The 26,570-nt window shown below is 50.9% G+C and carries 21 protein-coding genes and 2 tRNA genes; 11 read left to right on the forward strand and 12 right to left on the reverse strand.

The genetic code is table 11. The features are described from left to right. The 3 genes from MKQ68_RS08650 to MKQ68_RS08660 form a co-directional block, all read right to left on the reverse strand. Entirely contained in the window at positions 1-168 is a 168-nt protein-coding gene (locus MKQ68_RS08650; protein WP_264282944.1) for a hypothetical protein, read from the reverse strand. Next, entirely contained in the window at positions 168-2,585 is a 2,418-nt protein-coding gene (locus MKQ68_RS08655) for a PIG-L family deacetylase (RefSeq protein ID WP_264282945.1), read from the reverse strand. Before MKQ68_RS08655 ends, MKQ68_RS08650 begins: the two co-directional genes overlap by 1 nt. A 339-nt stretch (positions 2,586-2,924) precedes the next feature. Then, on the reverse strand, positions 2,925-4,367 hold the full coding sequence (locus MKQ68_RS08660; protein ID WP_264282946.1) for a DMT family protein: 1,443 nt from the start codon (positions 4,365-4,367) through the stop codon (positions 2,925-2,927). A gap of 189 nt (positions 4,368-4,556) precedes the next feature. On the opposite strand from MKQ68_RS08660, the gene MKQ68_RS08665 reads away from it, so the two are divergent. From MKQ68_RS08665 to MKQ68_RS08675, 3 genes are all read left to right on the forward strand, one after another. Further along, complete coding sequence (locus tag MKQ68_RS08665; protein ID WP_264282947.1) at positions 4,557-5,342, forward strand: hypothetical protein; 786 nt, start codon at positions 4,557-4,559, stop codon at positions 5,340-5,342. A 330-nt stretch (positions 5,343-5,672) separates the two neighbouring features. Next, positions 5,673-8,810, forward strand: coding sequence for a SusC/RagA family TonB-linked outer membrane protein (locus MKQ68_RS08670; protein WP_264282948.1), 3,138 nt, complete (start codon positions 5,673-5,675; stop codon positions 8,808-8,810). Between the two features lie 18 nt (positions 8,811-8,828). Then, positions 8,829-10,271, forward strand: a complete 1,443-nt coding sequence (locus tag MKQ68_RS08675; RefSeq protein WP_264282949.1) for a RagB/SusD family nutrient uptake outer membrane protein — start codon at positions 8,829-8,831, stop codon at positions 10,269-10,271. Between the two features lie 72 nt (positions 10,272-10,343). Here the strand turns inward: MKQ68_RS08675 and MKQ68_RS08680 are convergent, their stop codons facing one another. Further along, on the reverse strand, positions 10,344-11,903 hold the full coding sequence (locus tag MKQ68_RS08680; RefSeq protein WP_264282950.1) for a DUF6600 domain-containing protein: 1,560 nt from the start codon (positions 11,901-11,903) through the stop codon (positions 10,344-10,346). A 488-nt stretch (positions 11,904-12,391) separates the two neighbouring features. Here MKQ68_RS08680 and MKQ68_RS08685 point away from each other — a divergent pair, with 488 nt between their 5' ends. The 4 genes from MKQ68_RS08685 (at position 12,392) to MKQ68_RS08700 (ending at position 18,006) form a co-directional block, all read left to right on the forward strand. Continuing rightward, positions 12,392-13,327, forward strand: coding sequence for a hypothetical protein (locus tag MKQ68_RS08685; RefSeq protein WP_264282951.1), 936 nt, complete (start codon positions 12,392-12,394; stop codon positions 13,325-13,327). Positions 13,328-13,587: 260 nt separating this feature from the next. After that, on the forward strand, positions 13,588-14,625 hold the full coding sequence (locus MKQ68_RS08690) for a sensor histidine kinase (protein ID WP_264282952.1): 1,038 nt from the start codon (positions 13,588-13,590) through the stop codon (positions 14,623-14,625). Next, positions 14,626-15,324 (forward strand): LytR/AlgR family response regulator transcription factor, encoded by a 699-nt coding sequence (locus MKQ68_RS08695; RefSeq protein WP_264282953.1) that lies wholly within the window; start codon positions 14,626-14,628, stop codon positions 15,322-15,324. A 99-nt stretch (positions 15,325-15,423) separates the two neighbouring features. After that, a complete protein-coding gene (locus MKQ68_RS08700) occupies positions 15,424-18,006 on the forward strand; it encodes a TonB-dependent receptor (RefSeq protein WP_264282954.1) in 2,583 nt (860 codons plus the stop codon). A 106-nt stretch (positions 18,007-18,112) separates the two neighbouring features. Here the strand turns inward: MKQ68_RS08700 and MKQ68_RS08705 are convergent, their stop codons facing one another. The 3 genes from MKQ68_RS08705 to MKQ68_RS08715 form a co-directional block, all read right to left on the reverse strand. Continuing rightward, positions 18,113-18,592 carry a hypothetical protein gene (locus MKQ68_RS08705; protein WP_244837664.1) on the reverse strand — a complete coding sequence of 160 codons (480 nt, stop codon included), beginning with the start codon at positions 18,590-18,592 and terminating at the stop codon, positions 18,113-18,115. A gap of 283 nt (positions 18,593-18,875) precedes the next feature. Next, complete coding sequence (locus MKQ68_RS08710) at positions 18,876-19,721, reverse strand: dienelactone hydrolase family protein (protein WP_264282955.1); 846 nt, start codon at positions 19,719-19,721, stop codon at positions 18,876-18,878. Between the two features lie 30 nt (positions 19,722-19,751). After that, positions 19,752-20,315, reverse strand: coding sequence for a mechanosensitive ion channel family protein (locus MKQ68_RS08715; protein WP_264283640.1), 564 nt, complete (start codon positions 20,313-20,315; stop codon positions 19,752-19,754). A 469-nt stretch (positions 20,316-20,784) separates the two neighbouring features. Between MKQ68_RS08715 and MKQ68_RS08720 the strand changes: the two genes are divergently transcribed. Then, positions 20,785-21,885: an FUSC family protein gene (locus MKQ68_RS08720; RefSeq protein ID WP_244837658.1), complete on the forward strand. Its 1,101-nt coding sequence runs from the start codon at positions 20,785-20,787 to the stop codon at positions 21,883-21,885. A gap of 538 nt (positions 21,886-22,423) precedes the next feature. Here MKQ68_RS08720 and MKQ68_RS08725 read toward each other — a convergent pair. Both MKQ68_RS08725 and MKQ68_RS08730 read right to left on the reverse strand, forming a co-directional pair. Beyond that, positions 22,424-22,497, reverse strand: a tRNA-Arg gene (locus MKQ68_RS08725). 207 nt (positions 22,498-22,704) lie between these two features. Then, a tRNA-Arg gene (locus MKQ68_RS08730) sits at positions 22,705-22,778 on the reverse strand. Between the two features lie 124 nt (positions 22,779-22,902). Here MKQ68_RS08730 and MKQ68_RS08735 point away from each other — a divergent pair. Next, entirely contained in the window at positions 22,903-23,376 is a 474-nt protein-coding gene (locus MKQ68_RS08735) for a 23S rRNA (pseudouridine(1915)-N(3))-methyltransferase RlmH (RefSeq protein WP_264282956.1), read from the forward strand. Positions 23,377-23,415: 39 nt separating this feature from the next. After that, positions 23,416-24,066, forward strand: a complete 651-nt coding sequence (locus MKQ68_RS08740) for a rhomboid family intramembrane serine protease (RefSeq protein WP_264282957.1) — start codon at positions 23,416-23,418, stop codon at positions 24,064-24,066. A 28-nt stretch (positions 24,067-24,094) separates the two neighbouring features. Here MKQ68_RS08740 and MKQ68_RS08745 read toward each other — a convergent pair whose 3' ends face one another. From MKQ68_RS08745 to MKQ68_RS08755, 3 genes are read right to left on the reverse strand one after another with little or no spacing between them, the layout of a single operon-like run. Then, positions 24,095-24,283 carry a tRNA lysidine(34) synthetase TilS C-terminal domain-containing protein gene (locus tag MKQ68_RS08745; protein WP_264282958.1) on the reverse strand — a complete coding sequence of 63 codons (189 nt, stop codon included), beginning with the start codon at positions 24,281-24,283 and terminating at the stop codon, positions 24,095-24,097. 2 nt (positions 24,284-24,285) lie between these two features. After that, positions 24,286-25,422 carry a tRNA lysidine(34) synthetase TilS gene (gene tilS / locus MKQ68_RS08750; protein WP_264282959.1) on the reverse strand — a complete coding sequence of 379 codons (1,137 nt, stop codon included), beginning with the start codon at positions 25,420-25,422 and terminating at the stop codon, positions 24,286-24,288. 15 nt (positions 25,423-25,437) lie between these two features. Next, positions 25,438-25,749 carry a hypothetical protein gene (locus MKQ68_RS08755; protein WP_244837649.1) on the reverse strand — a complete coding sequence of 104 codons (312 nt, stop codon included), beginning with the start codon at positions 25,747-25,749 and terminating at the stop codon, positions 25,438-25,440. 75 nt (positions 25,750-25,824) lie between these two features. On the opposite strand from MKQ68_RS08755, the gene MKQ68_RS08760 reads away from it, so the two are divergent. Continuing rightward, entirely contained in the window at positions 25,825-26,565 is a 741-nt protein-coding gene (locus tag MKQ68_RS08760; protein WP_264282960.1) for an electron transfer flavoprotein subunit beta/FixA family protein, read from the forward strand. Positions 26,566-26,570: the final 5 nt, after the last annotated feature.

The following is a 26,570-nucleotide window of genomic DNA, read 5'->3' on the forward strand; positions in this document are numbered from 1 at the left end:
TTATTTTCGCTTGGATAACAGGCCCCCGCTAAGCAGACCCAGTGCCAGCCCTATCATCAGGCCGATGTGCATCCTTTTAATACCGAAACCGATGACCAGCCCGATAAGGATGCAAACGCCCGCGGCGATGTTCAGTCTGGCCCTGCTGTCTCCCCTCTTTTGCGCCATTATTTGCTTTTATTAGGTTGATCCGATATCAGGTTCACAAAAAGCCTGTACGCACCGGGCACGCCTGCAGGCAACTGCCGGAAGAATGCCAGGCTGGTATATACATAACGTCCTTTGCCATAATTAGCCACGATCGTCGAGCCTTCGAGGTCGCGCTCTTTTGGATCGGCCATGCGGAACAGCGACTGGTACTTAGCGTCGGCATTGCCTGTGAAATACAGGCCGCGTTCCTGCACCCATCCTTCAAAGTCCTGCTGACCGATTTCGTTCGGGTAGTGCAACAGCGGGTTAGCGGGATCAACAAAAGTGATCTTCGCGTGTTCGTCTGTTACACGATCGCGGGAAAGGCTGAAAGGGTAAGGCCCGAGGTTAGGGGTAACCAGCTGGCCGTTGGTGTTGTATTGTACGAGCAGTGTGCCGCCGTTTTTCACGTAGTTCATCAGGTTATCCTGCCAGTAGCGCAGTCTGTCCTGGGTGTTGTACGCCCTCACACCGGTAATGATGGCGTTGTACTGCTCCAGGTTACCGCTCATGATCTCTTTCTCACCGAGAATAGTCACGTCGTACCCTACCTGGCGCAAAGATTCCGCCACCTTATCACCCGCCCCGGGAATGTAACCCAGCTTACGGCCGTTGTATTTCAGGTTTACGGAAACCAACCTTGCCTGCGCTTCCGGGAACAGGGTGATGGCCGGAATATGATCGTATTCGATCTGCAACATGCTTTGCGTATAGGTTTTGCCGTTATATTCTACTGCTACGGCTAATGTATCTGCCACATCGTGACCATTCATCTTCACGGGCGATACACTGAACATTACTTCGGTCTCGTCGCCTGCATTGGTCAGTGTAAAAGGCCTGCTGGCCGGCTCCGCACGGAAGCCTGCCGGGAGTTTCAGTTTCACCTGGCCGCTTACACCGGCTTTCATGCTTTTTACTTTTACAGGAATGTTGTGCGCTTCCGCTTTCGTATAGATGTACACAGGGCTGGCAAGGGTGGCAATCACCGGCGGTGCGATCACCAGCGGACGAAACACCTCTCCTTTCACCGGGTCGGTATATTTGTAGACGAACGGCCTGTTCACCTTCATCTCTTGTCCTCCGACGTTGAGCGTGATCAATGCGCTTAACGGATTCGGGTTGCCCGGATTGCCCACCAGCTGTTGCGTAGCAATCGCGTAAAGGCCGATCGGGTGTGGCTTTTCGAGCCAGTAAGGTTGCGTAACGTGCGTGGTGTCGGTAAGGTTGACGTTGCCACTGCGCGTTACCAGGTTGTTGTAGGTTAACGGTTCATTGATCGTTTCGTTCTGACCGTTAAAGCTGATGCTGTTCAGCTGTACTTGCGTTTTGCTGCGGTTGATCAGCTGTACCGTCGTTTTCAACTGCTGGCCCGGTGTGGCTTCGGCGCTGCTGCTGTATGCTTCTATCCAGATACCGGCGCAATTCAGGATCAGCTGCTCAGTTTCTTTCAGTTTCTGCGATTTCCAGTACCCCTCGGGCAATGCCTGTATGGCTTTGCGCACCTGTAACAAGGCTGGCACAGAGGCTGCCGGGTTACTTACGTTAAAGGCATTGATGATGATGCCTACCTGGCGGGCAATATCTTCGCCGCCGGGCACCCTGCTCCAGCTGGTGTTAACACCGTCGAACAGGTCTTCTTTGGCGATGTCGCCTTTAATGTGCTGAAATGTTTCGTTGGACGTGCCACGGGTAGCCGCTACGCCGAAACCCTGGCTCTTGTGCTGCGAGCGGCTTTCTGCGGCGATCTCGCCGTAACCGCGGCCCAGCAGGTAGTTGTAGCTGCCTACATCCAGGCGCAGGTCGTTCTCGCCCTGGTTGTTGAAGCCGTTCCATAGGAGGCGCTTCGTTTGCCAGGTTTTTACGTATTTCAGCTGTTCGGGAAATTGCTTCGGGTCGGCAGCGGCGTCAAAGGCTTCTGCAGCGATCATGGCGGAGGCGGTGTGATGACCGTGGCCCGCGCGGCTATCTGCCGGGAAACGGCAAACGATCACGTCTGGCTGAAAGTTGCGGATCACCCACACGGCGTCGCCTAATATCTTTTGTTTATCCCAGATGTTGAAGGTTTCTTCCGGGTTTTTAGAGAAGCCGAAGTCGTTGGCGCGGGTAAAGAACTGCTCGCCCCCGTCGGTGCGGCGGGCTGCCAGTAACTCCTGGGTGCGGATGAGGCCCAGTAATTCGGCCTGCTCATTACCAATCAGGTTTTGTCCGCCATCGCCACGGGTGAGTGACAGGTAGCCGGTACGGTATAATCGCTCTTTGGCGAGATACGCGATCAGGCGGGTATTTTCATCGTCCGGGTGGGCGGCGAAGTACAGCACGCTGCCGAGGGTATTGAGTTTACCCATCTGCAAACGGATGTCTGCCGCGCTGGCCGGTGCGGAGGATTGTGCTTTCACGGATAGGCGTCCTGCTATCAGTAACAGGACGAGGAAAGGCAAGTAGCGTTTTGAAACCATGTATATGAAGCTCTGCGTTTTACAAGGTTTCAAAAATAGGAATTATATCGCGCTTGCCGATACCACTTATCGAAAAAGGTGGTGCCACGCATTTTAACCCGTTGTCTTCGGCGGCATCCGGTAGTTGCACCTGTACGATTATGCCTAGACTTGACTAGCCGCAACCACCTATTGTGCCGCAGTTTCAGCCCACAAAACGCTCAACCATCCGTAACCGCACCTTATCACCCCGGCCGATATTGTCCACCGGTCACGGTTGCGCATCAAAACACTAATATATTACAATCCATACATCCACTTCATCAGCTGCTGCCCGATATTATTCTGCTGCGCGCGGTTACACAGCACCGTCACACCGATCTTCTCCACCGGGTCGAAGGCCGTGTAAGAGGCAAAGCCACCGGTACCCCCGTTATGGTGATAAAACCTGTGACCGGACGGAACACCAATGTGCCATGCCAGCCCCACGATCGCCTGCGGATCGTTAAAGGTCTCTGTACGGCAAAGGGTCATGGCCTTCTTCAACGCAGGCGGCGCGTCGCCGATATTGGCTTCTACGAACCGCACAATGTCGCTTACGGTCGAGCGGATGCCGCCCAGGCCGGCGATCTCCCCGAAGGTCCAGGGTTCTGTGGCCCGGCCTTCTGCGTCGTAGCCGCTGGCAAAACGGGCGGCCATAGCCGGGGTAAGCGTCACCGCCGTGCTGTTCATCCGTAATGGCCGGGTGATCTTTTCCTGCAACAGCTGCGCAAAAGGCTTGCCCGCCTGTCTTCCCAAAATAGTGCTCATCAGCCCCGGGGCCAGGTTGGAGTACTCGTATTTCGTACCCGCTGCCCTTATAAGCTGATAGTTTTTCAGGAAGGCAAATAACAGGTCGGTGCTATATTTCGCGTAGGGATTGGTGACGTCGGCGGTCTGGAAAATATTCGAAGGTAACCGCGGCAGCCCGGACGTATGGTTCACCAGGTGCAGCAGGGTTACGACCGTATCGCGGTATTGCAGCAAAGGAATACTGTCCGGCAGGTACTTGTTTACCGGATCGTTGATGCGCATCTTTTTCTCATTCACCGCCAGGGCAAATAAGGTGGCAGTAAAGGTTTTGGAGAGCGACCCGATTTCATAAACGGTATTACTGTCCGGCAGCTGGCCGAGTCCTTTTTTAACTTCGCCATAGTTATAGATAAAATGCCGCCCGTTCCGCACCACCCCGATAGACACGCCACCCACCACGTTCGGCTGACGAAAGTAGGCACGGGCCAGACTGTCCACATGGCGATCGAGCGTGGTTTGTAAAGGGTTATCGGTACGGGTAGCAGTAGTGTCCTGGGCTAAAGTTGGCAGAGCCACCGCCAGCAATGCAAGGCCGGCCAGGCGTTGAAGCACGCGCATGATCATTTTTTTAAACATGAAGTAAACGGCCCCCAGCAGCAGCCCGAAAGCGATCAGGTAGTTCCAGCGAAGGGACTCTTTGAGGTAAAGTACGGCAAAAATACAGAAAACGGTAAGGGTGATCACTTCCTGGATCATTTTCAATTGAAAGCTGTTAATCCCGTCCAGGAAGCCATAGCGGTTAGCCGGCACCTGGAAGCAGTACTCGAAGAAAGCAATTCCCCAACTTACCAGGATGGCCTTCCACAAGGCGGTGTTGTTATGTTTGAGGTGCCCATACCAGGCAAAGGTCATAAATACGTTGGAAACCAACAGCAGTATCACTGTACGCATAAAAAGAACGGATTAGGTTTACTAAAGCTAGGCAAATTCATCAAATGGAGTGCCGGTCCCATCTACTCATCCGTATTACTACCTACTTTATAAATTGTGGTTCTTACTAAAAAACAGGCGGTTATGCCGCGCTACTTTTGTACCGACTAATCAGCTATAAACGGAACCTCTTATTTAAACATCACCAACATGAACAAGAATATTTTGTTTGGCAGCCTTACCCTCCTCTTCCTTGCTGTCATCGCGTGCGAAAAGGTGGTATGCCCCGAGCCGGACGATAAACCTTCCTGTAAGGTGCAAACTTTACGCTTTTACTATGTTGACGGTACCTACTATACGGAAACGTATACCTACAACGAACTTGGCTTCATCAGCGAGGTGACGGATAAAAACCATAACGGTGGCTTTATGAGCCGCCAGGAGTATATGTACGCCGGCAACAAGGTGGCAAAGAAAAAACTGTATGACTTTAACAACAAGCAGGTGGCGGAGTTTCACTTTTCCTACACCGGTAATAAATTGGACAAAGAAGAGTATTACGAGTTTAGCCCAGATACAGCGCTGATCATCGAACGCACGTACCAGTACAAGAACAACCGCGTGTACCGAATAGATGAAAAGAACCTGAATGTAAACACTGCCAACTACAGCATTTATACCTTTACCGGCGCTAACGTTACCCGTATTAAAACATACAAGACCGCAGACAATACGCTCACCAACGACGTAGAATTGGCGTACGATAACAAGAAAAACCCTTACTATGGCGCTTATCCGGATGATCCCGGCAACTTTCGCGCTAACTCGCCAAACAACATGATCAAACTGATAGAGCATGTGAAACAGGGCAATCCCGTAGGAACTTCATTCGTTACAGAATACACCTATAACGTGAATGGATACCCTGTTGATCAGAGCACGATTTACGGAGATAAGAAGATTCATGAACTCAGCTATAGTTATCTCTGTAAATAGTCATTTATGACCAAATCGTCAAGATAACTTCCCATAGTTAAGGTTTTTACAAATAATTATTATTTTTGTCCCAGCGGGGATGAAACGAGGTTGCCAGCGCAGGCAACCTCGTTTTGTTTAAGCCCTACCTATGCTGGCCGAGTCATCAACCAAAAAGCCTGCAACAACCATTATTACACACTCATCCGTTTGTGCCACTTTAAAACAATTGCTTTATAACACGTGATTTTCACTGCAAGAGGTTTGTGACCGTACTGTTACCGTGATGTTGTATACCCGTTGCCATCAGGCGGCAATTGCCGTTAAGAGACACTTATCAGATCAAGACATATGGACAGGACTTCTACACAATGGGTCAAAAGGTTTATTTCATGTACTATTCCGTTAAGTTTGCTGGCACCAGCCATGGTGCAGCAGGCAAAGGCGGTTGTGCCGGTACATATTGTGTTTTATGAAGACCTGGTAAAAGGAAAAGTAACCGACGAAAAGGGGCAGCCCCTGCCTGGCGTGACGGTAAAGCTGAAACAGAACAGCAAAGCCGTACAAACCGATGGCGAGGGCAACTTCAGTATTGCGGTGCAGCCTGGCGAACAGGTACTCATCTTTTCCTTTATTGGTTTTAAGACACAGGAAATTACCGTGACCAGCGGCCGCGAGGCAAACGTGACTTTAGAAACGGATGCGACACATCTCAGCGATGTGACGGTGTTTGGGTATTATGCAAAAGAAAAACGGGGTGTAACGCAGGCGGCGGCGAAGATGAACGCCTCCCAGTTACAGGTCCCGGTCAATAACTTCGACCTGCTGATGAGCGGCCGTATGGCTGGCGTGCAGGTGATCGCTGGCTCCGGCCTCGTGGGTGAAGCGCCGGCAGTAAGGGTGAGAGGCGCATCTTCCATCTCTGCCACTTCTTCCAGTTATCCGTTGGTGGTGATTGATGGGGTGCCTGTAAATGCAGGTAACACTTCTGCCCTTATCACTTATAACCCGCTGAATGGCCTCTCTGCTATTAATCCGGCAGACATCGAAAGTATACAAGTATTGAAAGATGCAGCTGCAGCGGCCCTGTACGGCTCGCGCGGTGCAGCAGGCGTTATATTGGTGACCACGAAAAGAGGCCGCCCTGGCGCAAGCAATATTACGTACCACGGCGATCTTGGACTGGTGCAACCCGGTAACCAGGTAGATGTGCTGAACGCAGCACAATATAACATGACGATCAACGGCATCCGTGCCAACGCAGGACTAACGCCACTGGCCGCCTATGGTAAAAACGACGACGGCAGCGACCGCGTAGTGGACACCGACTGGCAGGATGTGCTCTACCGCGACGGCGTCGTGCAGCAACACCAGCTTAGCTTTAGCGGCGGTGCGGAGAAATATGATTACTATGGCTCGGGGACTTACTACAATTACGACAGCTACCTGCGCAACAATAGCCTGCAACGCGCTACCGGACGGTTGAACGCATCTGCCCAGGTAAAAGAATGGCTGAGGGCCGGATTGAATATGCAGTTCGCGCGCAGCTACCAGTCAGGCATCAGCCGCGTGGGTGGTACGCATGTAAACGCTATTCCCCGCTCCTTCTTCACTTACTTTCCGAACGTTTGGTTGCACAATGCTGACGGCTCTTATTACCATGGCCGCGGCGGCAACGCGGCACCATTGGGTACGAGCATCTATCCCAATCCCCTGGCCACTTTGGAGCAGAACTTCGAATTCCAGGAGGTGCGTAAGTTTTTGGGTAACATGTACCTGGAAGCCAAGCCGGTCGATGGTCTTACGCTGCGCTCACAGTTTAATACAGACCTGACCAATAGCACCGAAAACCACTTCTGGCATCCTAAAACGCCGGATGGTACTGCCTTTAATGGTCTTAACAACAACGGCTTCGGCACGTACAATACCTGGTCGTGGTATACCACGGCGCAGTATGAGCGTTACTTCGGCGATCATCATGCATCGCTGCTCGCCGGTATGGAGTTCACCCGCCGCAAAGCCCGCGCCATCAGGCCTTTCGGCTACGGTATCAAGGACGGCACTTTTCAATACCTCTCGCAGGAGAATTACACCACCTTTGGTGCCGACGGCCGCTTTGATTATAATGACGGCCTGGCCTCGTACTTCGCTGCGCTTAACTACGACTTCCGGGACAAGTATTTCGTGACGGCCAATATGCGCCTCGACTACAACTCCGCCTTCATCGGTCGCAACCAGCGGGGCCTCTTCCCTGCCCTTTCTGCCGGATGGCGTTTAACGGAAGAAGGTTTCCTGGAGAACAATCGCGTACTGTCGGAACTCAAACTCCGCGGCAGTTATGGTGTTACAGGCAACTCTAATATCGGCTACTTCCCGGCTGCTGCCATGTATCAATATGCCAATTATGCTGATTCATCGGTGTTGACGATCAGCACCCCCGGGAACGCCGCACTTCGTTGGGAAAAAAGCCGTCAGCTTGACTTTGGAGCGGAAGCAAGCCTCTGGGATGGCGCGTTGAATGTGACTGCCGATTGGTATGTAAAGAACACCAAAGACCTGATACTGGCGAACCCGGTGTTGAGTACCGTAGGTATGCCAGGCAATATGTTGTTGCAAAACATTGGTAAGCTGCGCACACAGGGCGTGGAGCTCACCTTACAGGCAGCGCCGTTCCGCAAAGGCAAATGGCGTTGGCAGTCGGACTTCAACATTAGTTACTCGAAAAATAATGTACTCGCCACTAATCGTAACGGCGACCAGGTTGCCGAAGGCGTGAGCATTGCCCGTCCGGGTGAAGAGCTGGGAACATACAACCTGCTTCGTTTCCATGGCGTAGATCCGACCAGCGGTCGTGCGATCTTTCTAAACAAAGACGGCGACCAGCGGATGTATAATCCGGCTACCGCCAGCTGGACCGATCCGCTGACCGGACAGGCGGCGACGGCTATTACCGGTGCGGACAAAGTTCCCTTATCAGGTAAAACGCCTTATCCTAAATGGCAGGGCGGTTTCTATAATACCGTGAGTTACGGACAGTTTGATTTCACGCTTGGCCTGCAGTACGCGCTGGACTTCTATGTGTACAATCAAACACTGGCCACGCTGATGGACAATAGCTCGGCCTATAACAAGAGCACCGAAATCCTCAAGGCCTGGAGCAAAGCCGGCGATCGCGCGGCCTATCCGGCTACGTACTGGAACGATGCACAGTCCTGGCAGGAATCCAGTCTCTGGCTGGAAAAAGGAAATTATGTAAGGGTGAAAGAAATGACATTGGGATACAATGTGCCGGGCAACTGGCTGCGTCGTGCAAAGATCGATCGGGTGCGCTTGTATATCCAGGCACAGAACCCTTTCCTGTTTACGAATTATAAAGGCATAGATCCCGAAGCGAATGCCAACGGGAATGTAAATATTGGAATGGGCATAGACAGCTTCCGTCCGTACATCGCGAAAACCTGGATGGCGGGCGTGCATATCAGTTTATAACCTTAAGACGACAGACACATGAAAAAGACACATGGCTGGCTGCTGGCCCTAATGTTCTTAGCGACCGCATGCCACGATAATGTAACAGATATAAATCCCGAGAACCGCATTAACGCGGGCCTCGTATTTTCTTCTCCCGAAAAGATGAACCAGGCCGTATTGGGCTGCTACAACTCCCTGCAGGCAGGCGATATGCTACAGGCAAGAGCATTGGTGCTGGCGGATGTGATGGGCGAAGATGTGGTGAACCGCAGTAATAACTTTGGTGCATTGGCGAGATACGATGCGCTGTCATCTAACGCGATGGCCGCCCGTACGTGGCAGGCAGGCTACAAAGCCATTGCAGATGCGAACCGGGTGATCGACGGCATCAGGAACAATGCGGATAAAACCATCCCGGTACAGGCCGAACGCTGGATCGCAGAAGCGAAGTTTGTACGGGCAGTGGCGCATTTCTATTTGGTGAACCTCTACGCACAGTCGTACGGTTTTACGACGGATGCCTCTCACCCCGGCATCCCGATCATGACGCAGGCTTTTTATTCGAATGATCCTGCTGCCAACAAACCACGCAGCCCGGTGAAACAGGTATATGACCAGATCATTACAGATTTAAAGGATGCGTTAGATACGTTGCCCACTAATCACGCCACCACGTACATGGATAAAACCCGCGCCACCAAAGCTGCTGCTGCGGCGATGCTGAGCCGTGTATATCTTTACAAGTATGACTACACGAACGCAAAGGCCATGGCCTGGGCGGTGATCAATAAAGATTACGGGGACTTTATACTGAACGTGCAGCCTTCCATGACGTATGGCGCGAATAACTATCTTACGAAAGAAAGTATATTTTCTATACCCAGCAAGGCGGGCGACTTTGAAGCAGGTTATACGCTCACGGCTAACTACACTACGAATGTAGACCTGGGTATTAGCCCCGACTTCCTGAGCAGCGCTACCAATCCGTGGCTGGCTGCAGACGATAAGCGCCGTACGCAACTTATCGGGCTTCATGCCGGTCAGCAGGTAATGGTATCGCTGAAGTACCGCGACGTGGCAGACTGGGCTCCCATTATTCGTTATGCAGAAGTGCTGCTGAACTTTGCAGAAGCAGCCGCCCATTTAAGCACTACGGCCGATGCGGATGCAGTGGTGCGACTCAACGAGGTGCGTAACCGTTCACGCGTGAGCGGACAGTCTTATACCAACGGCAGCTTCGCCACACAGGCGCTGTTGCTGGATGCGATACTGGCTGAGCGTCGTATAGAACTGGCTTTCGAAGGACATCGCCTGTTCGATCTCAATCGTTTGAAGAGGAGCATTCAGAACAAACGCGACTTCGATTACAATACGTTCGTGACTACGCAGGCCTATGGCGCCGATAAGCGCATCCTGCCTATTCCGCTGGCGGAGATGGAGAAGAGTGGCGGTGTGTTGGAAAAGAACCCCGGTTATTAATACTTCATCTATAAAAAGTAAAGGGCGGCCTCCTATCGAGACCGCCCTTTTTATTTGTTGTAGCTGATATGATTACGATTCCCTGGAACCTCTGCGGCCGCCACGATCGCCGTTGTTAGAAGGCTGCTGGCGTTGCTGAGGGGCCTGGCGTTCGAAACTCCTGCCGGGAGCCGACTGCCTGGGTTGTTCTACTCGCTGCGAACGCTGCTCGGGCATGGCACGGCGTTGTTCCATTTGCGGTGCGCGCTGCGGTGTGCTACGTTCAAACGTTCTGCGGTTCTCCGGCGCACTCGTCCTGTTTTCATTACCCGGCCTGTTCCAGTTACCACGTTCGCGCGGTGTAGTCGGACGAACGTCGTTATTACGTTCCGGCAGGTTGTTCCTGTTATCCGGGCGGTTCACGGTACCACGGTCAGGGATGTTGTTGTCGCGCGGCGTATTCGGACGCACATCGTTACTACGTTCCGGCAGGTTATTCCTGTTCTCCGGACGGTTTACATTACCACGGTCGTTGTTATCGTTGTTGCGATCCCAGTTGCTGCGGTCGCGCGGTGTAGTCGGGCGCACATCGTTACTACGTTCCGGCAGGTTATTCCTGTTCTCCGGGCGATTCACGTTGCCACGGTCGTTGTTATCGCTGCTGCGATCCCAGTTGCTGCGGTCGCGCGGTGTGGTGGGACGGGCATCGTTATCGTTACGATCGTTATCCCTTGACCACTGGTTGTCGAAACTGCGTTGTGGCTGGTTATCGCGCCTTCTGCTATTATCATTGTCGCGGGTCCACTGTCCGTTCGTGCGGCCGTTGTTATCCGGGCGGGCGCCTTCTGAACGACTGAACACCCTTGAAGGAGCAGGACGTGCATTGTCATTGCGACCATTGCTGGCATACTGCCTTACTTCCGGCCTGTACATCCTTACTTCGTTGCGTCCTACACGGTCCTGTCCGGGACGACGCTCGCTACGGATAGCGGCAGGGCGCAGATCACGGCCGGTGCTGCGGCGGTACCAGCTTGCATCGGGACCATTAATATAAGTTCGGTTGTTATACACATAAGTGTTACGCACGATCACCGTATTGTTGTAATACACGTTGTTCGAACGGAACGGCATACAGTGATTGTAGTAAGAGCGATGACCGAGCCACCTGGTTTCAAGGAACACCCAGTGGTTAACCGGGATGACTGCGTTAAACGACAGGTTGATGCTTACGCCAGGCCCCATCGGTGCCCAGCCACACATGCCTGCGTTGTTACGCCAGCTCACCCAGGCTGGTCCCCATTCATAACCAGGTATCCATACCCAGCCATAGAACGGGTCCATGCGCCAGCGGCCGTAGTGGAACGGCGCCCAGCCCCATCGGTAGGAAGAAACCCAGGTCCAGCCATACGTCGTGTACTGCCAGTTACCATTGGTGTAATAGGGGCGGAAGTCCGCACCTTCATTTGGTTGCCAAACGTAACCGTACTCCGAATCATCGATCCAGCGGCCGTAAGGGCTTAATTCATCGTAGAAAGTCTGGTAAGTTACCGGGCCGTCATCATAATAATCCTGCAATGGACTAGCGGTGGCTAAAGTGGGCATGGCAGCTATGAATATTCCCGCGAACAACGCGACTGCGAATACTTTTTTCATAACTTTTAATTTATCTCCCATAACCAGGGAGTGCTGTTGTTTCCGTTACTAATGCAAAACTGTTGCCAGATTTAAAAAAGCAATAACTTTAACATTTATTAAACGCAAAAGCATCGATTTTATTGGACGTATGGATTGTAAGCCAGGCGATTATAATTTTTTAACAAACACCGCGTTAAAATATCGCCGGTAAGTTATACATTTAGTCTACCGAGTACATGCTGACTTAAAAACTCAATTATGAACGTTGTTTGGTTTACCGCCATAGTGTTGATGCTGGCCGTCCCTACGTTGATCATGCTTTCTGCTTATGCCGGTTCATATATAGCGCCTTATTACCGTTTAAGGAACAAAGGCTACACGCCGCCTGAAAGCTTTACGATCAGCGTTGCAGGGTTTATGACGGGATTATTATTGTCAGGCTTTTGCTTCGCATTAGGTAAACATCATCTCTTTAACGGCGAAGATCTCCTTTTTCATGTCGTATTATGGTGCGTGATCCTTCCGCCCGTCAACTTCCTTTTTGCTCCTTTTTTCCTGCCGGAAGAAAAGGTTTCTCTATTCGATGGCTGGCTGGTTTGCTGGTGGCCCTCATCGTGGCCATCGTGATGCTGTATGTATATGTATTCATGGAACATGGCTTAAGCCATAGTGCTATTATAAAAGGGGCGATCGACATCAGCATCGGCGTAACGGCAGTCGTTTTTGCCTACTTTTCGGTGCGTCAGCGCTTCCGGGAAAGGCAGCAGCAGGAGAACGCGGTGACCCTTCAACCCGGTAAAAAGTATATCCTGCTGATCCGCCCTTTTACCACCGACCGCGACCCGTTCTTCCTTGGAAATATCTATCGCCATAAGGTGTATAAACAGCTGGCCGGTGATCCCGTTTATTTCATGCAGAATGGGGCCATCCGGGTGGTGGACTTTAAGCAGTTCTTCTCCAAAACCTTTAATAATTACATCTGTGCCGTGATGCCGGAGCACTCCCTTGCCAACGCCGAGGTGGTGATCTGCTCCCCTGCCAAGTCGCCCCAGCAAATCGAAGATTTCAAAGTATTGGCCGGCGGCGCCGCCTGTATTATCGCCATCCCCGGAAATATCGGTAAACTGGCCCTGGAGCTGCAAATGATCCGGGAAAACGCCTGGCAGGAGAAATTCTTCATCTTCACCAAGCCTATCTACCAGAAAATATACTCGCACATCCTGCTCCCCCTGTTCCAGTGGGTGTTGGACGTAAAACCAGTTCAGTGGGACCGCTTCTCCGCCCGTATGAAGTCCTTCGGCTACCAGGTACAGGAAGCCGCCCCCGAACCTGGCACCATCCTCGGATTCGACCGGGAAGGCCGCCAACAGGTACTCGTCTCCGGCGCCCGTAACCCGATGGGCTACATCGTACCCGTCCTGGGCCGGCTCGACAGGCACTGATAAAGGGTTGTTTACCAGCTTTTTCTCTCTTTTCACCCGCCGTTGTGTCACTCACTTCAGCGGCAGTTTCGCTATTCGTTCAGGCATACCCAACCATCACCCAACCATCACCCAACCATCACCCAACCATCACCCAACCATCACCCAACCATCACCCGACCATCCCGACCCCTTTCGGGAAAGCCTGCTTTCGTCGCATAAATACCCGGTAACGCCGCATTACCCGGTACAACCCACCGCTTTGTTGTTACTTTTGTGGGATGAAGCAACCCTGGTATTTCCGAAAATGGGTGAATATAGCGATGCACTGCCTGGCGTGGATCATTCTGTTCTCCCTGCCGTATTTCTTTAAACCGTCGATGGACAAGCATCCCGAGCGGGAGCCTAACCGCCTGCTTTGGGAAATGCATTACCTGCTCAATAACATCCTGCTGATCGGTATTTTCTACCTGCAGGCGTTCGTATTAGTGCCGCATGTGATCTATAAAAAGAAGATATCCTTATATATTCTCATCGTTTTCTCCTTACTGACGGGCCTGGTCGCGATCAGGTGGCTGTTTGTGACGTCACTCATTAACGCCAACGACTTCGAGCTGAAGCCGAACATCCTGTTTTCTTTCTTTACGCTGCTGTTCATGCTCTTCGGGGCTACTACCTACATCGTGATCAAGGAAAAGATGCGGGAGGACAGGATCAAGAGCCAGACGGAGAACGAAACGCTCAAAACGGAGCTGTCGTTCCTGCGCTCGCAGGCGAGTCCGCACTTTATGTTCAACGTACTCAACAACATGGTGGCGCTCGCGAGGAAGAAGTCAGACCAGCTGGAGCCGTCTTTGATCAAACTGTCGTCGCTCATGCGGTATATGTTGTACGAAACCGATGAGGACAAGGTGCCTGTAGAGAAAGAAGCCGAATACCTGCAAAGTTACATCGACCTTCAGCGGCAGCGCTTCGGTAAAAACGTACACATCGACGTCAATCTCGATATTGACGACGGCGGCTACGAAATTGAACCCATGCTACTGATCCCCTTCGTAGAAAACGCGTTCAAGCATGGTACGGGCCTTATCCCGGAGGCGCATATCGAGATCAAAATGGAAATGAAAAAGAATACCCTGCACTTCTTCGTGGCCAACCGGTACGATCCGCGGTCGATCGAAGTGAAGGATAAAACTTCGGGTATTGGTTTGACGAACGTGAAGCGCCGCCTGAACCTGTTGTACGCTGCCGGCCACTCCCTCACCATCGAAAGGGGGAATGAACGTTTTGCCGTATCTTTAAAAATAAACCTGCACTAAATGTTACGTTGTATTGCTGTTGATGATGAACCGCTGGCGCTCGATCTGCTGGAAGATAATATCAGTAAAGTGCCTTACCTCAAGCTGGTAGCGCGTTGCAGCAACGCCTTCGAGGCCATGGAGGAGCTGAAGAAAGAGCAGGTGGACCTCATCTTCCTGGACATACAAATGCCCGGACTCACGGGTTTGCAGTTCATACAAAGTATGCCCGAAAAGCCGATGATCATCCTCATCACAGCTTATGAAAAATACGCGCTGGAAGGCTTTAACCTGGATGTGACGGATTATCTCGTAAAGCCTGTATCGCTTGAGCGTTTCGTGAAGGCGGCCAATAAGGCTTACGAATTGCATCTGCTTAAAAAGAAAGATAAACATCCTACCTCGCCCGACTTCTTCTTCGTAAACGCGGATTATAGCCTGCTGAAAGTAAACGTAGCCGACATCGTGTGGATCGAGGGTATGCGCGATTATATCAAGATTCACCTGAAGAGCAGTCCGCGCCCGATCGTCACGCGTATGGGCATGAAGAATATTGAAGATCAGCTGGCGCCGGATAAGTTTATCCGCATCCATAAATCCTACATCGTATCAGTCGCCAATATCACCGCAGTGCGCAAGAACAGTGTGTTTATAGACACATTAGAGCTGCCCGTAAGCGATGCCTACAAGACCGTGATAGATGAACTGACAGGGAAATAAATCCGTATTTCCCTTTCGTCGCATCTTTTTACCAACCTGCCTCAATTCCCCCTTCTCCCCTATAAAGCCGGCGTAATTTTGAGTCTGAATAACAAGACCATGAAAAAGATTATCGCCCTTCTCGCCTTTCTATATGCCCCCTACGCGCTGATGGCGCAAATGCCGGGTGGCGCACCTGGTGGAGCACCCGGAGCTGCCCGACAGGCCATGCCCAATATGGGTCACATCTACGGTAAACTTTTAGATAAAGACAATAAACCGGTTCCTTTCGCCTCTGTGATGGTAATGCAAAGCAAGTTTGATACTGCCACCAAAAAGCAGAAAGACGTGCTCGTAAAAGGTATGATTACCGAAATGAACGGTGAGTTCAACTTCGAAGATTTACCCGTGATGGGCATCAAAGTAAAAGTATCGGCTACGAATTACAAAGCGTACGAAAAAGCGGTGAGCTTTGCGCCTGCCGGTGGCAAGCCATCCTTCGATAAAGACCTCGGCAACATCAAACTGGAAGGCAGTGTAAGTCAGCTCCAGGGCGTGGAAGTAACGGCCAGCAAACCAATGATGACATTGGATATCGACAAGAAAGTGTTTAACGTAGAAAAGAACATCGTGAGTGCCGGTGGTACCGCGGTAGACGTGATGAAGAACGTCCCATCTGTAGCGGTGGACATCGACGGTAATGTATCGCTTCGTAACAGCGCGCCGCAGTTGTATGTAGACGGTCGCCCCACTACCCTCACGCTCGACCAGATACCTGCGGATGCGATCGAGAGTGTGGAGGTGATCACCAATCCATCTGCGAAGTACGACGCTTCCGGTGGTGGCGCAGGCATCCTGAACATCGTGCTGAAGAAAAATAAGAAGACTGGTTATAACGGTAACCTGCGTGCAGGTATCGATAAACGTGGCGCCGTAAATGGTGGTGGCGACGTTAACTATCGCCAGGATAAATTCAACTTCTCTGCGAGCATCAACGCTAACCAGAATAAGAGCCGCACGAATGGTTATACCGATCGGGATAATCTGGGCACTACGCCGCTTACCAGTCTGCTGCAAACGAACAATAACCGTAACAACGGCGCTTTCGTGTTCGGTCGCGCCGGTATCGACTACTTCCTTTCGAACCGTACCACGATCTCTGTATCGGGCGTAAAAGTACACGGCAAATTTAAGCCGGATGACGTGAACAACATCACGACCGATAGCCTGTTCAATACGGGCATCACGTCCTCCTTCAGCCACCGCACGACCGAAGGCGAACGTACCTTTAACGCGAACGGCCTGGTATTAGGCTTTAAGCAATTGTTTCCCCGCGAAGGTGAGGAACTAACGGCCGACTTCAACTACTTTGGCGGTAAACATGAGAACTACTCGCTTTTCAATACCGATTACTTCAGCGGCGCTGCCAAGACGGGCAACGAACTGCAAAGGATATTGGGTGATGGTAAGATGAGCAACACGACCATTCAAACCGACTACGTTCGCCCGATCGCCAAAACCGGCAAGCTGGAAACCGGTTTGCGCGCGCAGTTACGTACTACGGAGAACAATAACTTCAACTACATATATAGCGAGGCTTCGCAGGATTACGTGCTGATTCCGAGTACGAGCAGTAACTATAAAAACAAGGATAACGTATACGCAGCTTACCTGAGCTTCAGCAATTCGATCGGTAAGTTTGGCTATAAAGTAGGCTTACGTGCAGAGAGCTCCGAGTATGAAGGTGAGTTATTGCAAACCGGCGAGAAGTTCAGCAACAGCTACCCGGTAAGCTTGTTCCCTTCCCTGTTCCTGAGCCAGAAGCTGAATAAAGACCAGGAGCTGCAGTTGAGTTATACCCGCCGTGTAAACCGCCCTAACTTCTTCCAGCTGATCCCGTTCGCGGACTCTACGGACAAGTTGAACATCACCCGCGGTAATCCGAACCTGGTGCCGGAGTTTACACAGTCGGTGGAAGCTTCTTACGCTAAAACATTCAACGCAAATCACAGCCTGCTTGCCTCTGCGTATTTCAAGCACACAGACGATCTGATCACCAATTACCTGGAGAAGGTGACCGACGACGTAACGGGTTCCGAAGCGCTGATCAATACCTTCACCAATGCTAATTCTTCGTACTCCTACGGCACCGAAGTAACGCTGATCAACAAACTGACGAAGTGGTGGGATATTTCCACCAGCGTTAACGTATACAACTCTAAGATCAATACCGACAATGTGAGCGGCAGCTCGCAGGATGCGATGTGGAGCATGTTCGGAAAATTCAACAGTAACTTCAAACTGCCCGCCAGCTTCGATGTACAGCTGTCGGCCACGTTCCAGTCTAAAACGAACCTGCCGATCAATAACAACCCGCGCGGCTTCGGCGGCCCCGGCATGAGCCAGGCACAGAGCGCTGCACAGGGTTACATCAAACCATTTGGTGGCGTTGATTTAGCCGTGAAGAAAAGCTTCCTGAAGAACAATGCGTTGTCAGCCACGTTAGCCATCAGCGACATTTTCCGCACCATGAAGACCATTCAGTATTCCGAAAGCGAATACTTTACCCAATACTATTCCCGCCTGCGCGACCCGCAGATGCTGCGTTTAACACTGGCTTACCGCTTTGGTAAGGTAGATGCCAGCCTGTTCAAACGTAAGAGCCAGGGTACCGGTAACAGCGGCATGGAGGGAATGCAATAACATTTACCAGTTTATAGATTGATATAAAGCGCCGCCCTGGTTTGCCCGGGGTGGCTTTTTTCAACAATGCAAAGAAAAGCCACCCGGAGGTGGCTTTTTTCATTTGCTACGGCATCGGGAAAATGTTCGAGTTCACGGTCGGCGTGTAACTGATGTTCTGCGTCTGGCTACCTACCAGGATCTTCGATCCGTTCATGTAGTAAAACCGCTCGGAATACAACGTTCCGCTGTACGACAGCGATGCGATGGTGCCCGCGCTGTTCAGCGAATAGCTTGTACCTGTAGGCGTGTACGTGTGCTGAGTCGTGTAAATGCCCGACGTTGACGAGCGTACGATGGTCGTGTGCGGCTGGTCTACCGCGGTAATCACGTTCGTTACGCTGTAGTTTTCGTAGGTAAAGTCCACGGCGACACCCAGGGCAAAGGTACCATAAGTGGTCATGATGTTCAGGAGTCCCTGCCATTCGTAATAAAGGGCAAACAGCTGCTGCGTCTTTTGCACTGTGGGCGTGCTTTGCGGGTTTGCATTCTTAAAGGAAGATAATGACAGGGCGGCTACTGCGAGTAGCAAAGGGATTCGTTTCATTGACTTGGGATTTCGGGTTAAAAAAAGAACTATCCCTATAAAGATTGCAATAATTCCGCAGTAATTGTTTGCCGATTTTGATGGATTGTTGGCGAGAATTACCGCCGATGAAGGGTGTGACACAACGGCGGCTCCATAGCGGGAAAAAAGCTGGTAGCATAAAAAAGGGGCTGTCTCAAAAGTAGTTTGATGGCCATGAGAAACGCATAAACGAAAAATCTCTCCATCAGGTGCCCGAACAAAAACGGGTCAAAGCTACTTTTGATACAGCCCCCCGTTCAGTTTAGAATATCGTACTGAAGAACGTCTTCATGTCGTTCCACGATGCCGAGTCGGCGGCAGCGTTGTAAGCGATGGGAATGTTGAACTTCTGACCGTTCTCTGTAGAGCCAGGGTTTGTAAAGGCGTGCACGGCACCGGGGTAAGCGATGAACTTGTAATCCGCGCCAATTGAGTCGAGACCTTTCCTGAAAGCGGCAATTTCTTCGTTAGACACGAATTTGTCGTCGGCGCCATGGCAAACGAGTATTTTGGCTTTCAGCAGCTCTTTGTTGGCCGGAGCGCCGGCGAGGTTGCCGTGGAAGCTTACCACACCTTTCAGCGGCGTGCCCAGTTTAGCCACGTTCAGCACCACGGAACCGCCGAAGCAGTAACCGATAGCGGCAATGCGGGTAGTGTCTGCCTGCGGGAAGGATTTGATCTTGGCCAGGGCGGCTTCGATGCGTGTTTTCATCATGGCCGGGTTAGCGTAGAACTTGCCGGCTTCGGCACCCGCTTCTTTAGGCGTAGGCGCCTGGAAGCCGTTACCGTACATGTCTACCGCAAACGCGATGTAGCCCATCTCTGCCAGCTGGCGGGCGCGGGCTTTCGGGTAGTCATTGATGCCCCACCATTCCGGTACGACCAGCACTGCGGGACGGGCAGCGTCGCTGGCTTCGTTGTACGCTACGTAACCGATAAGGGTGGTCGTATCGTCTTTGTAGGTCACTGTTTCCTCCTTCAATTTCACTTCGGCAGGCGCTGTAGTGGCCGTAGAGTCCGTGGTGTTCTTCGCTGGCTGGTTGTTACAGGCGGTAAAGCCCATCACCGAAGCAGCCATGGCGGCAAATAGCAGGCGTTGTTTCTTCATCTTGTTGAGTTTATCTGTTTAGGTGACTAATTAGTCTTCTACTTCTTTTTTGTTGACGGATAAAATGACTGTGTTCACCGCACGTTTCATCTGTCGCTCTACTTCCTTGTCGTGCCGCGGGATGAGGAACTGTACTTTGAAACGTGCCAGGTCTTTACGGATTTCAAGTGTTTTCAAAGAAAAACTGTTAGCCGTGATATTCGCCGAGAATGGGTGAAGCGCCTCTTTCAGTCTGCCTTCCAGGTCGGCCGGCGACGTAAAGTTATGCAGGTCTACCTCAAACTCGATCGACATCTTTTTGATATTCTGCTTGCTTTGGTTGACAATCGTAGAGGTAAAGATCACCGAATTTGGAACGATCACGATATCGTCGTCGTCGTTCTGTAATACTACATTGATAAGTGTGATGTCCAGTATCTTTCCCTGGAACTCCCCTACCCTGATCTGGTCGCCGAGCGATAACTGGTCAGAGAACATGATGATCAGGCCGTTGATGATATTTGTGATGTAATCCTTCGACAGCAGCGCGATGGCCGCGGCAACGATCGTGATGCTTGTAATGAAACGGAGAATATCAACGCCAAATACAATCATCACCGCCAGAATAATAAGTATTGCATTTAGTACCGATGATATACGTCTGATCCCCAGCAGAAAGTTATCCCGTTTTACATTGGTGATGTTGTTCCTTCGGATATACCACGACCTTACGATAATATGAATCAGCGAGATCACGATATTACCGCCAAGAAGCAGGTATAGCGCGTGCGTTAATTTTAACAGGAGACGATAATTATCGGCAAAATACTCCGGATAATTGTTGTGAAAGTAAATGATAACGCCATATACAAGTATTTTAGCAATAAAAATAAGGCGCGCCCTGCGTTCCCGGGCAACATTCTCACTGGATGATGGTCCGTTTACCATATGCTTCTTCGGATACGTTTGATGATACCTTGCAAAAGTAGCCAATCTGGGCCGGAATGCATGTTGTTAAGTTTAAGTGTTGGGTTGACAGGCGCTTTTTTCTTAGCAGGATTAGGGATAATTTTGCCGGTAGTATATGAAACCGACTATTCGCCAGATCATCCTGCAGGAGATAAAGACACTTTTTGAGCTGAAGAAAACCGAGCGCCTGTGGCACATTCCGGTACTGGCGTCGTTGTGTGTAGGTATTCCGATGCTGGCCGGTTGGTACTTCGGTCGGCTGGATTACGGGTTGCTGGCCTGTATGGGCGGACTCGTCATCTTATACCTGAACGCCGGCACCGTGGCCGAACGAATGATTACCCTGGTGGCATGTTCTTTTGGTTTCATGGCCTCCTACGCGATCGGCATCAGTTTCAGCTTCAATCCTTTGTTGTCGACCTTGTTCATAGGCGCGTTCGCTATGGGTGTGCATTGGGTGACAAGTTACTTCCGGCTGCCCCCGCCGAACAGTTTCTTCTTTATTATGCTGGCAGCTATCGGTAGTTGCGCGCCTTTCCACTTGCATACAATCCCTAACCGCGTGGGGCTGATCGGAATGGGCACCATGTTCGCCTGTACCCTTGCCTTCTTTTACAGTTTGTATATCACCAAACGTATCCCTGCTAAAAAGCCGGCGCCGCTTGTGCGTAAGGAGCCTTATTCGGACACCGTAAAGTCGCTGATCGTCGGTGTGTTTGCGGGCATATCGATATTGGTGCCTCAGCTGTTGCAGCTCGACAATCCTTACTGGGTGCCTATTTCGAGTATGGCGGTGATGCAGGGGGTGGATGTTCGTCATGTATGGCAGCGTAGTTTCCAGCGCATCCTGGGTACCTTTGCGGGCATGGGACTCACCTGGGCATTGCTCTTGTTTCATTTCAATGCCCTGGGTATTTGTATCGCTATTCTCGTATTGCAATTTTTAGTGGAGATGCTGATCGTGCGGCATTATGCGCTAACTGTTTTCTTCATCACTCCTATGACCGTTTTCCTGGCCGAGGCGGGCAGCGCGATGACACAGGACCCGCGTGTGCTGGTAGAACTGCGCGTGCTGGATATCGTAATCGGCAGCCTCATTGGCGCAGTTGGCGGCTGGTTCCTGCATCACAGGGCGATACAGGAGCAAACGCGCCGGCGTTTACGCATTACGCGTTATGTGCTACTGAATTTGCGTCATAAGACGAGGTTGCGCTGATTGCTTCCTGCATGGGTTGCCGCGTTAATTACTTCTTCAACAATTTCTGCTCAGGATGATGTGCTGATTATTTCTTTAACAATTCCTGCACAGGCTGTCGCGCTAACTTCTTGAGCAGTTCCCGCGCTGGGTGTTGAGCAGATTACTTCTTCGACAGTTTCTGCACGGCTTGATGTGTTGATTACTTCTTCAACAGTTCCTCCACGGGTTGTTTCCTGGTTATGCTGATGTAAGTGTGCTGATGTTGCCTGCGTATACGGCGGATTGAGGAAGCGAACTTATAGCGAGAGAGAGAAAAAAATGCCAGGCAGACAATACTGCCCGGCTTAGTAGTCCTAAGCCTTTTACGTTTTTTTGCAAATGGAAGGTGAGATCTTAACCACCTTCATTATCACTTCATCTCTAATTTCCTACAAATCTGGCAGAATGCGCGTTTCAGCGTGATTGGATTTTTATCATTAACCGGGAGTTAACAGCTAAAGCGAGCGTTGCGGGCATAAAAAAAGGGATCAAATCGTAGTAGATTTAATCCCTTTTGTGACTCCGTCTGGATTCAAACCAGAAACCTTTTGATTCGTAGTCAAATGCTCTATTCAGTTGAGCTACGGAGCCGTTGTTTGTTTGACGGGATGCAAATGTACGATGCTTTGTGTGTGATTTCCAAAACTTTAGTAAAGAAATGTAGAGATGAGTTTTCCTCATTGCTAGATTAATCTGTTTTTCAATAAGTTACGCTGTGAAATGTGGATAAGTGAAGCGTTACTACGGCGCGTAGAGAAATAAAAAAAGGCAAAGAGAATGATCTCTTTGCCTTTTTAGTGACCCTGTCAGGATTCAAACCTGAAACCTTCTGATCCGTAGTCAGATGCTCTATTCAATTGAGCTACAAGGCCGTGTTCATGTTGAACGGGATGCAAATGTAGGGAGATTTTCTATTTCTGCAAATCTTTCGCTTAAAATTCTTGCATTTTCTTTTTTAGCCCTACTTTTGACGCTCATCAAATAACGCGGAAAGCCTTGAAGATACAGCTTTGGAGCATAGGTAAAGAGAACGATGCGTACATCGCCGATGGCATCAGAATATTTCAGAAGCGGCTGCAACACTACACGGATTTCGAGATAAAACTGATTCCCACGGTGAAGCAGGCAGCAAGTCTTTCTACCACCGAATTAAAAAAACAGGAAGGCAAAATGCTGCTCGATATGTTGCAACCATCGGACTACCTCGTGGCTTTATATGAACGCGGTAAAACGATGACCACCCTGCAACTCGCCGACTTCCTGCAGCAACGGGCCAATGCGGGTACCAGGCAGCTCATCATCCTTATAGGCGGCGCTTTCGGGCTGGACGAACCAGTGCTGAAGCGCGCACAGTTACAGCTGTCATTATCTGCACTCACGTTCCCGCACCAACTGGTACGGCTCATCGTAACAGAACAATTGTATCGGGCTTATTCGGTACTGAGTAACGAAAAATACCACCACGAATAACCGATTTCCTTTATTTTAGCGCCTACATCAGCTATTGTTATGTCCATTACGCTTTCGATCATCATCCTTACCTGCCTGGTTTCTTTCACTGCACTGCAAAGCCAGGACCAGTTCTATAAATTGAGTATGTCGCCCTACCAGGTGAAACATCAGCGTCAGTATTACCGGATGATTACTTCCGGCCTTATACATGCCGACTTCATGCACCTGGGTTTTAATATGCTGTCGCTGTACTTTTTTAGTTCGGTGGAGGATATTTATGTGATGCGTTTCGGCAGTAAATACTATTTCCTGTTGATGTATGTGGCGGCTTTGCTGGTGTCGAGTGTGCCATCGTTACTTAAACACCGCGATAACCCGAGTTACCAGTCTGTAGGCGCTTCTGGTGCGGTATCGGCAGTGATCTTTTCGGGTATCCTGTTTTTCCCGTGGAGTGGTATCTCTTTCTTTTTTATTGATATTATCCGCTTTCCTGCCGTGATCTTCGGCGCGGTGTATATATGGGTGTCCGTTTACCTCGATGGCAAAGGTGGTGGTCGTATTGCGCACGATGCGCACTATTGGGGTGCGGTGTTCGGCCTCCTGTTCCCTGTGTTGCTCGAGCCTGTCATCGGCATGGAGTTTATCAACGCGATCCGCTACGATTTTCCGGGGATTGACAAATACATTGGATCAAGAAGGCGATACTAGCGATACTGCGATGTTAAATGCAGTTCGGTCATGCGGGCTTCCACTCCAGTTGTATTAACTGTCTGGTTTGCGGGGTCAGCTTAAAGCGATCGTCGATACGCAGTCCTACAACCCACACAATCTTTTTGTCACTTTCCAGCACCCAGGTATTTTCCTTTTGTGGGATAGATAACTTTTGGTCGATGAAAAAGCGGGACAGCTTTTTCTTTTTCTGCATGCCTAACGGGTAGAAGTAATCCCCTTCTTCCAGCGCCGGAGCAGCAAGGGGTATTTGAGGTGTTTTGTGTCCAGGCAGGCGATGGTGGCGGCTGTGGGTGGTGTAATGCCCGTTGCATCTTTTGCCTGCAGGTAGATGGTGGCGCCGGGCAGCAATACGGTCTCCTGCCCTTCCGCAATGACGAAATGCGTCGACTGGTCTACCTGCTGCGGCGTAATAATCAGCCATTTCCGATCGCGGTAAATACGATGGGTTTGCGTAGAAAGATATTTTCCTGATCCGCTATCCAGCATATCCACTACCTGCGCAGCCTGTGCCGCACTACAGCCAAAGGGTTTCAGCAGTTCGTAAGCGATCGTTTGCAACGGCGCCGTTTTTTGCAGCTTCAGTATCGGGATGAAGTACTCCTCTCCTCTCTTTTCAAGCAACTTTTTCCGGTGTACGGCCAACGCCTCCTGGTACAGCATTTCCGCCTCGCGTAAACGCTCGATGCTGCTGCCGATATTTCGTATCGCTTCGGGATATACTTCTTCTATTTTAGGGATTACCTTGTGGCGAAAGTAATTCCGTGTATACTTATCTGTTATATTCGAACTATCTTCCACAAACCCTGTTTCCTTTTCTTTTTCATATTGATTGATTTGCTGCCTGGTCGCGAAAAGCAGTGGCCTTATAACGCGACCGCTTTTCGGCGGGATGCCATGCAGTCCCGCGATGCCAGTGCCTTTCGAAAGGTTCATCAGCACCGTTTCTACATTGTCCTGCATATGATGCGCCGTAGCGATGTAGTCCAGCTGCTGTTGCTGCCGAACTTCTTCCAGCCACTGGTAGCGCAGCTCACGGGCAGCTACCTGTATGGATAGTTTATGTTCCGTTGCAAATGCCCGTGTATCGAAATGTTTTACATGATAACGAACCGCCAGCCGCTGCGCAAGTGCCTGCACAAATTGCTCGTCCCGCATCGACTCCTCATCCCGCAAAGCAAAGTTGCAGTGCGCAATCTCAAACGCCAGTCCTGATACATGAAAGAGGTGCGCCATTACCACGGAGTCGCGGCCGCCGCTCACGGCGAGCAGTGTTTTTTGTTCGGCAGCCAGTAAATTCTGCTGACGGATATAATCACGGAATGCTTCTTGCATAGCTGAGCGTTGAGTTTAATAGGCCAGGTCTTCGTAAGCCGACTGTAGTTCATTATAAGCGTGGCGTTGCCCGGCTGCCTTCGCGATGGCCATGCCTTTTTCGTAAGTGGCGAGGGCTTCCTCAGGCACTCCAGCGCGTTCGAGCAGTTTGCCCAGGTGATAGTAAGAGCCGGTATATCCTGGTTCGTTAGCGAGCAGCTCTTCGAACTGCCGGCGTGCCGAAACATCGTCTCCGATCTTGATGTACTCCAGTGCCAGCGCGTGTTTCAGGAAGCTGTCGTTAGGCTCCTGGGTGAGTAATTCGGCTAATTGGTCTATTCTGCTCATATGCCTGTTGTGAATGCTGAAAATCGATATATTTGTAAATACCGCATTTACCAAAACAAAACTAAGTTAAAGGTTATGAAGATTTTAGTATGTATCAGTAAAACCCCGGACACTACTGCAAAAATAGCTTTCACTGACAACAACACGAAATTCAGTGAGGCGGGCGTGCAATTCATCATCAACCCCTATGATGAATGGTATGCGCTGGTACGTGCCCTGGAATTAAAAGAAACACTGGGCGGTACGGTTCACCTGATCACTGTTGGCGGCGCAGATACGGAGCCTATTATCCGTAAGGCCCTCGCGCTGGGTGGCGACGAGGCCTTCCGCATTAACGCGGATAGCCATGACAGTTATTTTATTGCTGCGCAGATAGCAGACCACGCGAAGAAAGAAAACTATGACCTCATCCTCACCGGTAAGGAAACGATCGATTACAACGGCTCCAGCATCGGCGGTATGCTTTCCGAACTACTGGACCTCCCCTTCGTTTCGATCGCCGCTAAACTGGACATAAACGGGCAGACCGCCACCCTTAACCGCGAAATCGAAGGCGGCGAGGAAGTGGTGGAAGTAGCGTTGCCTGTCGTAGTCAGCGCCCAAAAAGGCATGGCTGAGGCCCGCATCCCCAATATGAAAGGTATTATGGCAGCGCGCACCAAGCCCCTGAAAGTACTGGAGCCGGTGGCTGCGGATAATCTTACCACCGTGGTTGGCTTCGATCTTCCCCCGGCTAAAGCGGGCGTGAAGCTCATCGATCCTGAAAATGCGGAGGAGCTGGTAAAACTGCTCCACGAACAGGCCAAAGCATTTTAGTCCAC

Source organism: Chitinophaga horti (assembly GCF_022867795.2).
Lineage (GTDB): Bacteria > Bacteroidota > Bacteroidia > Chitinophagales > Chitinophagaceae > Chitinophaga > Chitinophaga horti.

Bases quoted from the DNA above. Each gene is read 5' to 3' on its own strand.
- MKQ68_RS08650 (WP_264282944.1), bottom strand. From the start codon at position 168: ATGGCGCAAAAGAGGGGAGACAGCAGGGCCAGACTGAACATCGCCGCG.
- MKQ68_RS08660 (WP_264282946.1), bottom strand. From the start codon at position 4,367: ATGCGTACAGTGATACTGCTGTTGGTTTCCAACGTATTTATGACCTTT.
- MKQ68_RS08665 (WP_264282947.1), top strand. From the start codon at position 4,557: ATGAACAAGAATATTTTGTTTGGCAGCCTTACCCTCCTCTTCCTTGCT.
- MKQ68_RS08670 (WP_264282948.1), top strand. From the start codon at position 5,673: ATGGACAGGACTTCTACACAATGGGTCAAAAGGTTTATTTCATGTACT.
- MKQ68_RS08675 (WP_264282949.1), top strand. From the start codon at position 8,829: ATGAAAAAGACACATGGCTGGCTGCTGGCCCTAATGTTCTTAGCGACC.
- MKQ68_RS08680 (WP_264282950.1), bottom strand. From the start codon at position 11,903: ATGAAAAAAGTATTCGCAGTCGCGTTGTTCGCGGGAATATTCATAGCT.
- MKQ68_RS08685 (WP_264282951.1), top strand. From the start codon at position 12,392: ATGGTGCGTGATCCTTCCGCCCGTCAACTTCCTTTTTGCTCCTTTTTT.
- MKQ68_RS08690 (WP_264282952.1), top strand. From the start codon at position 13,588: ATGAAGCAACCCTGGTATTTCCGAAAATGGGTGAATATAGCGATGCAC.
- MKQ68_RS08695 (WP_264282953.1), top strand. From the start codon at position 14,626: ATGTTACGTTGTATTGCTGTTGATGATGAACCGCTGGCGCTCGATCTG.
- MKQ68_RS08700 (WP_264282954.1), top strand. From the start codon at position 15,424: ATGAAAAAGATTATCGCCCTTCTCGCCTTTCTATATGCCCCCTACGCG.
- MKQ68_RS08705 (WP_244837664.1), bottom strand. From the start codon at position 18,592: ATGAAACGAATCCCTTTGCTACTCGCAGTAGCCGCCCTGTCATTATCT.
- MKQ68_RS08710 (WP_264282955.1), bottom strand. From the start codon at position 19,721: ATGAAGAAACAACGCCTGCTATTTGCCGCCATGGCTGCTTCGGTGATG.
- MKQ68_RS08715 (WP_264283640.1), bottom strand. From the start codon at position 20,315: ATGATTGTATTTGGCGTTGATATTCTCCGTTTCATTACAAGCATCACG.
- MKQ68_RS08720 (WP_244837658.1), top strand. From the start codon at position 20,785: ATGAAACCGACTATTCGCCAGATCATCCTGCAGGAGATAAAGACACTT.
- MKQ68_RS08740 (WP_264282957.1), top strand. From the start codon at position 23,416: ATGTCCATTACGCTTTCGATCATCATCCTTACCTGCCTGGTTTCTTTC.
- MKQ68_RS08745 (WP_264282958.1), bottom strand. From the start codon at position 24,283: ATGCAGAAAAAGAAAAAGCTGTCCCGCTTTTTCATCGACCAAAAGTTA.
- tilS (WP_264282959.1), bottom strand. From the start codon at position 25,422: ATGCAAGAAGCATTCCGTGATTATATCCGTCAGCAGAATTTACTGGCT.
- MKQ68_RS08755 (WP_244837649.1), bottom strand. From the start codon at position 25,749: ATGAGCAGAATAGACCAATTAGCCGAATTACTCACCCAGGAGCCTAAC.
- MKQ68_RS08760 (WP_264282960.1), top strand. From the start codon at position 25,825: ATGAAGATTTTAGTATGTATCAGTAAAACCCCGGACACTACTGCAAAA.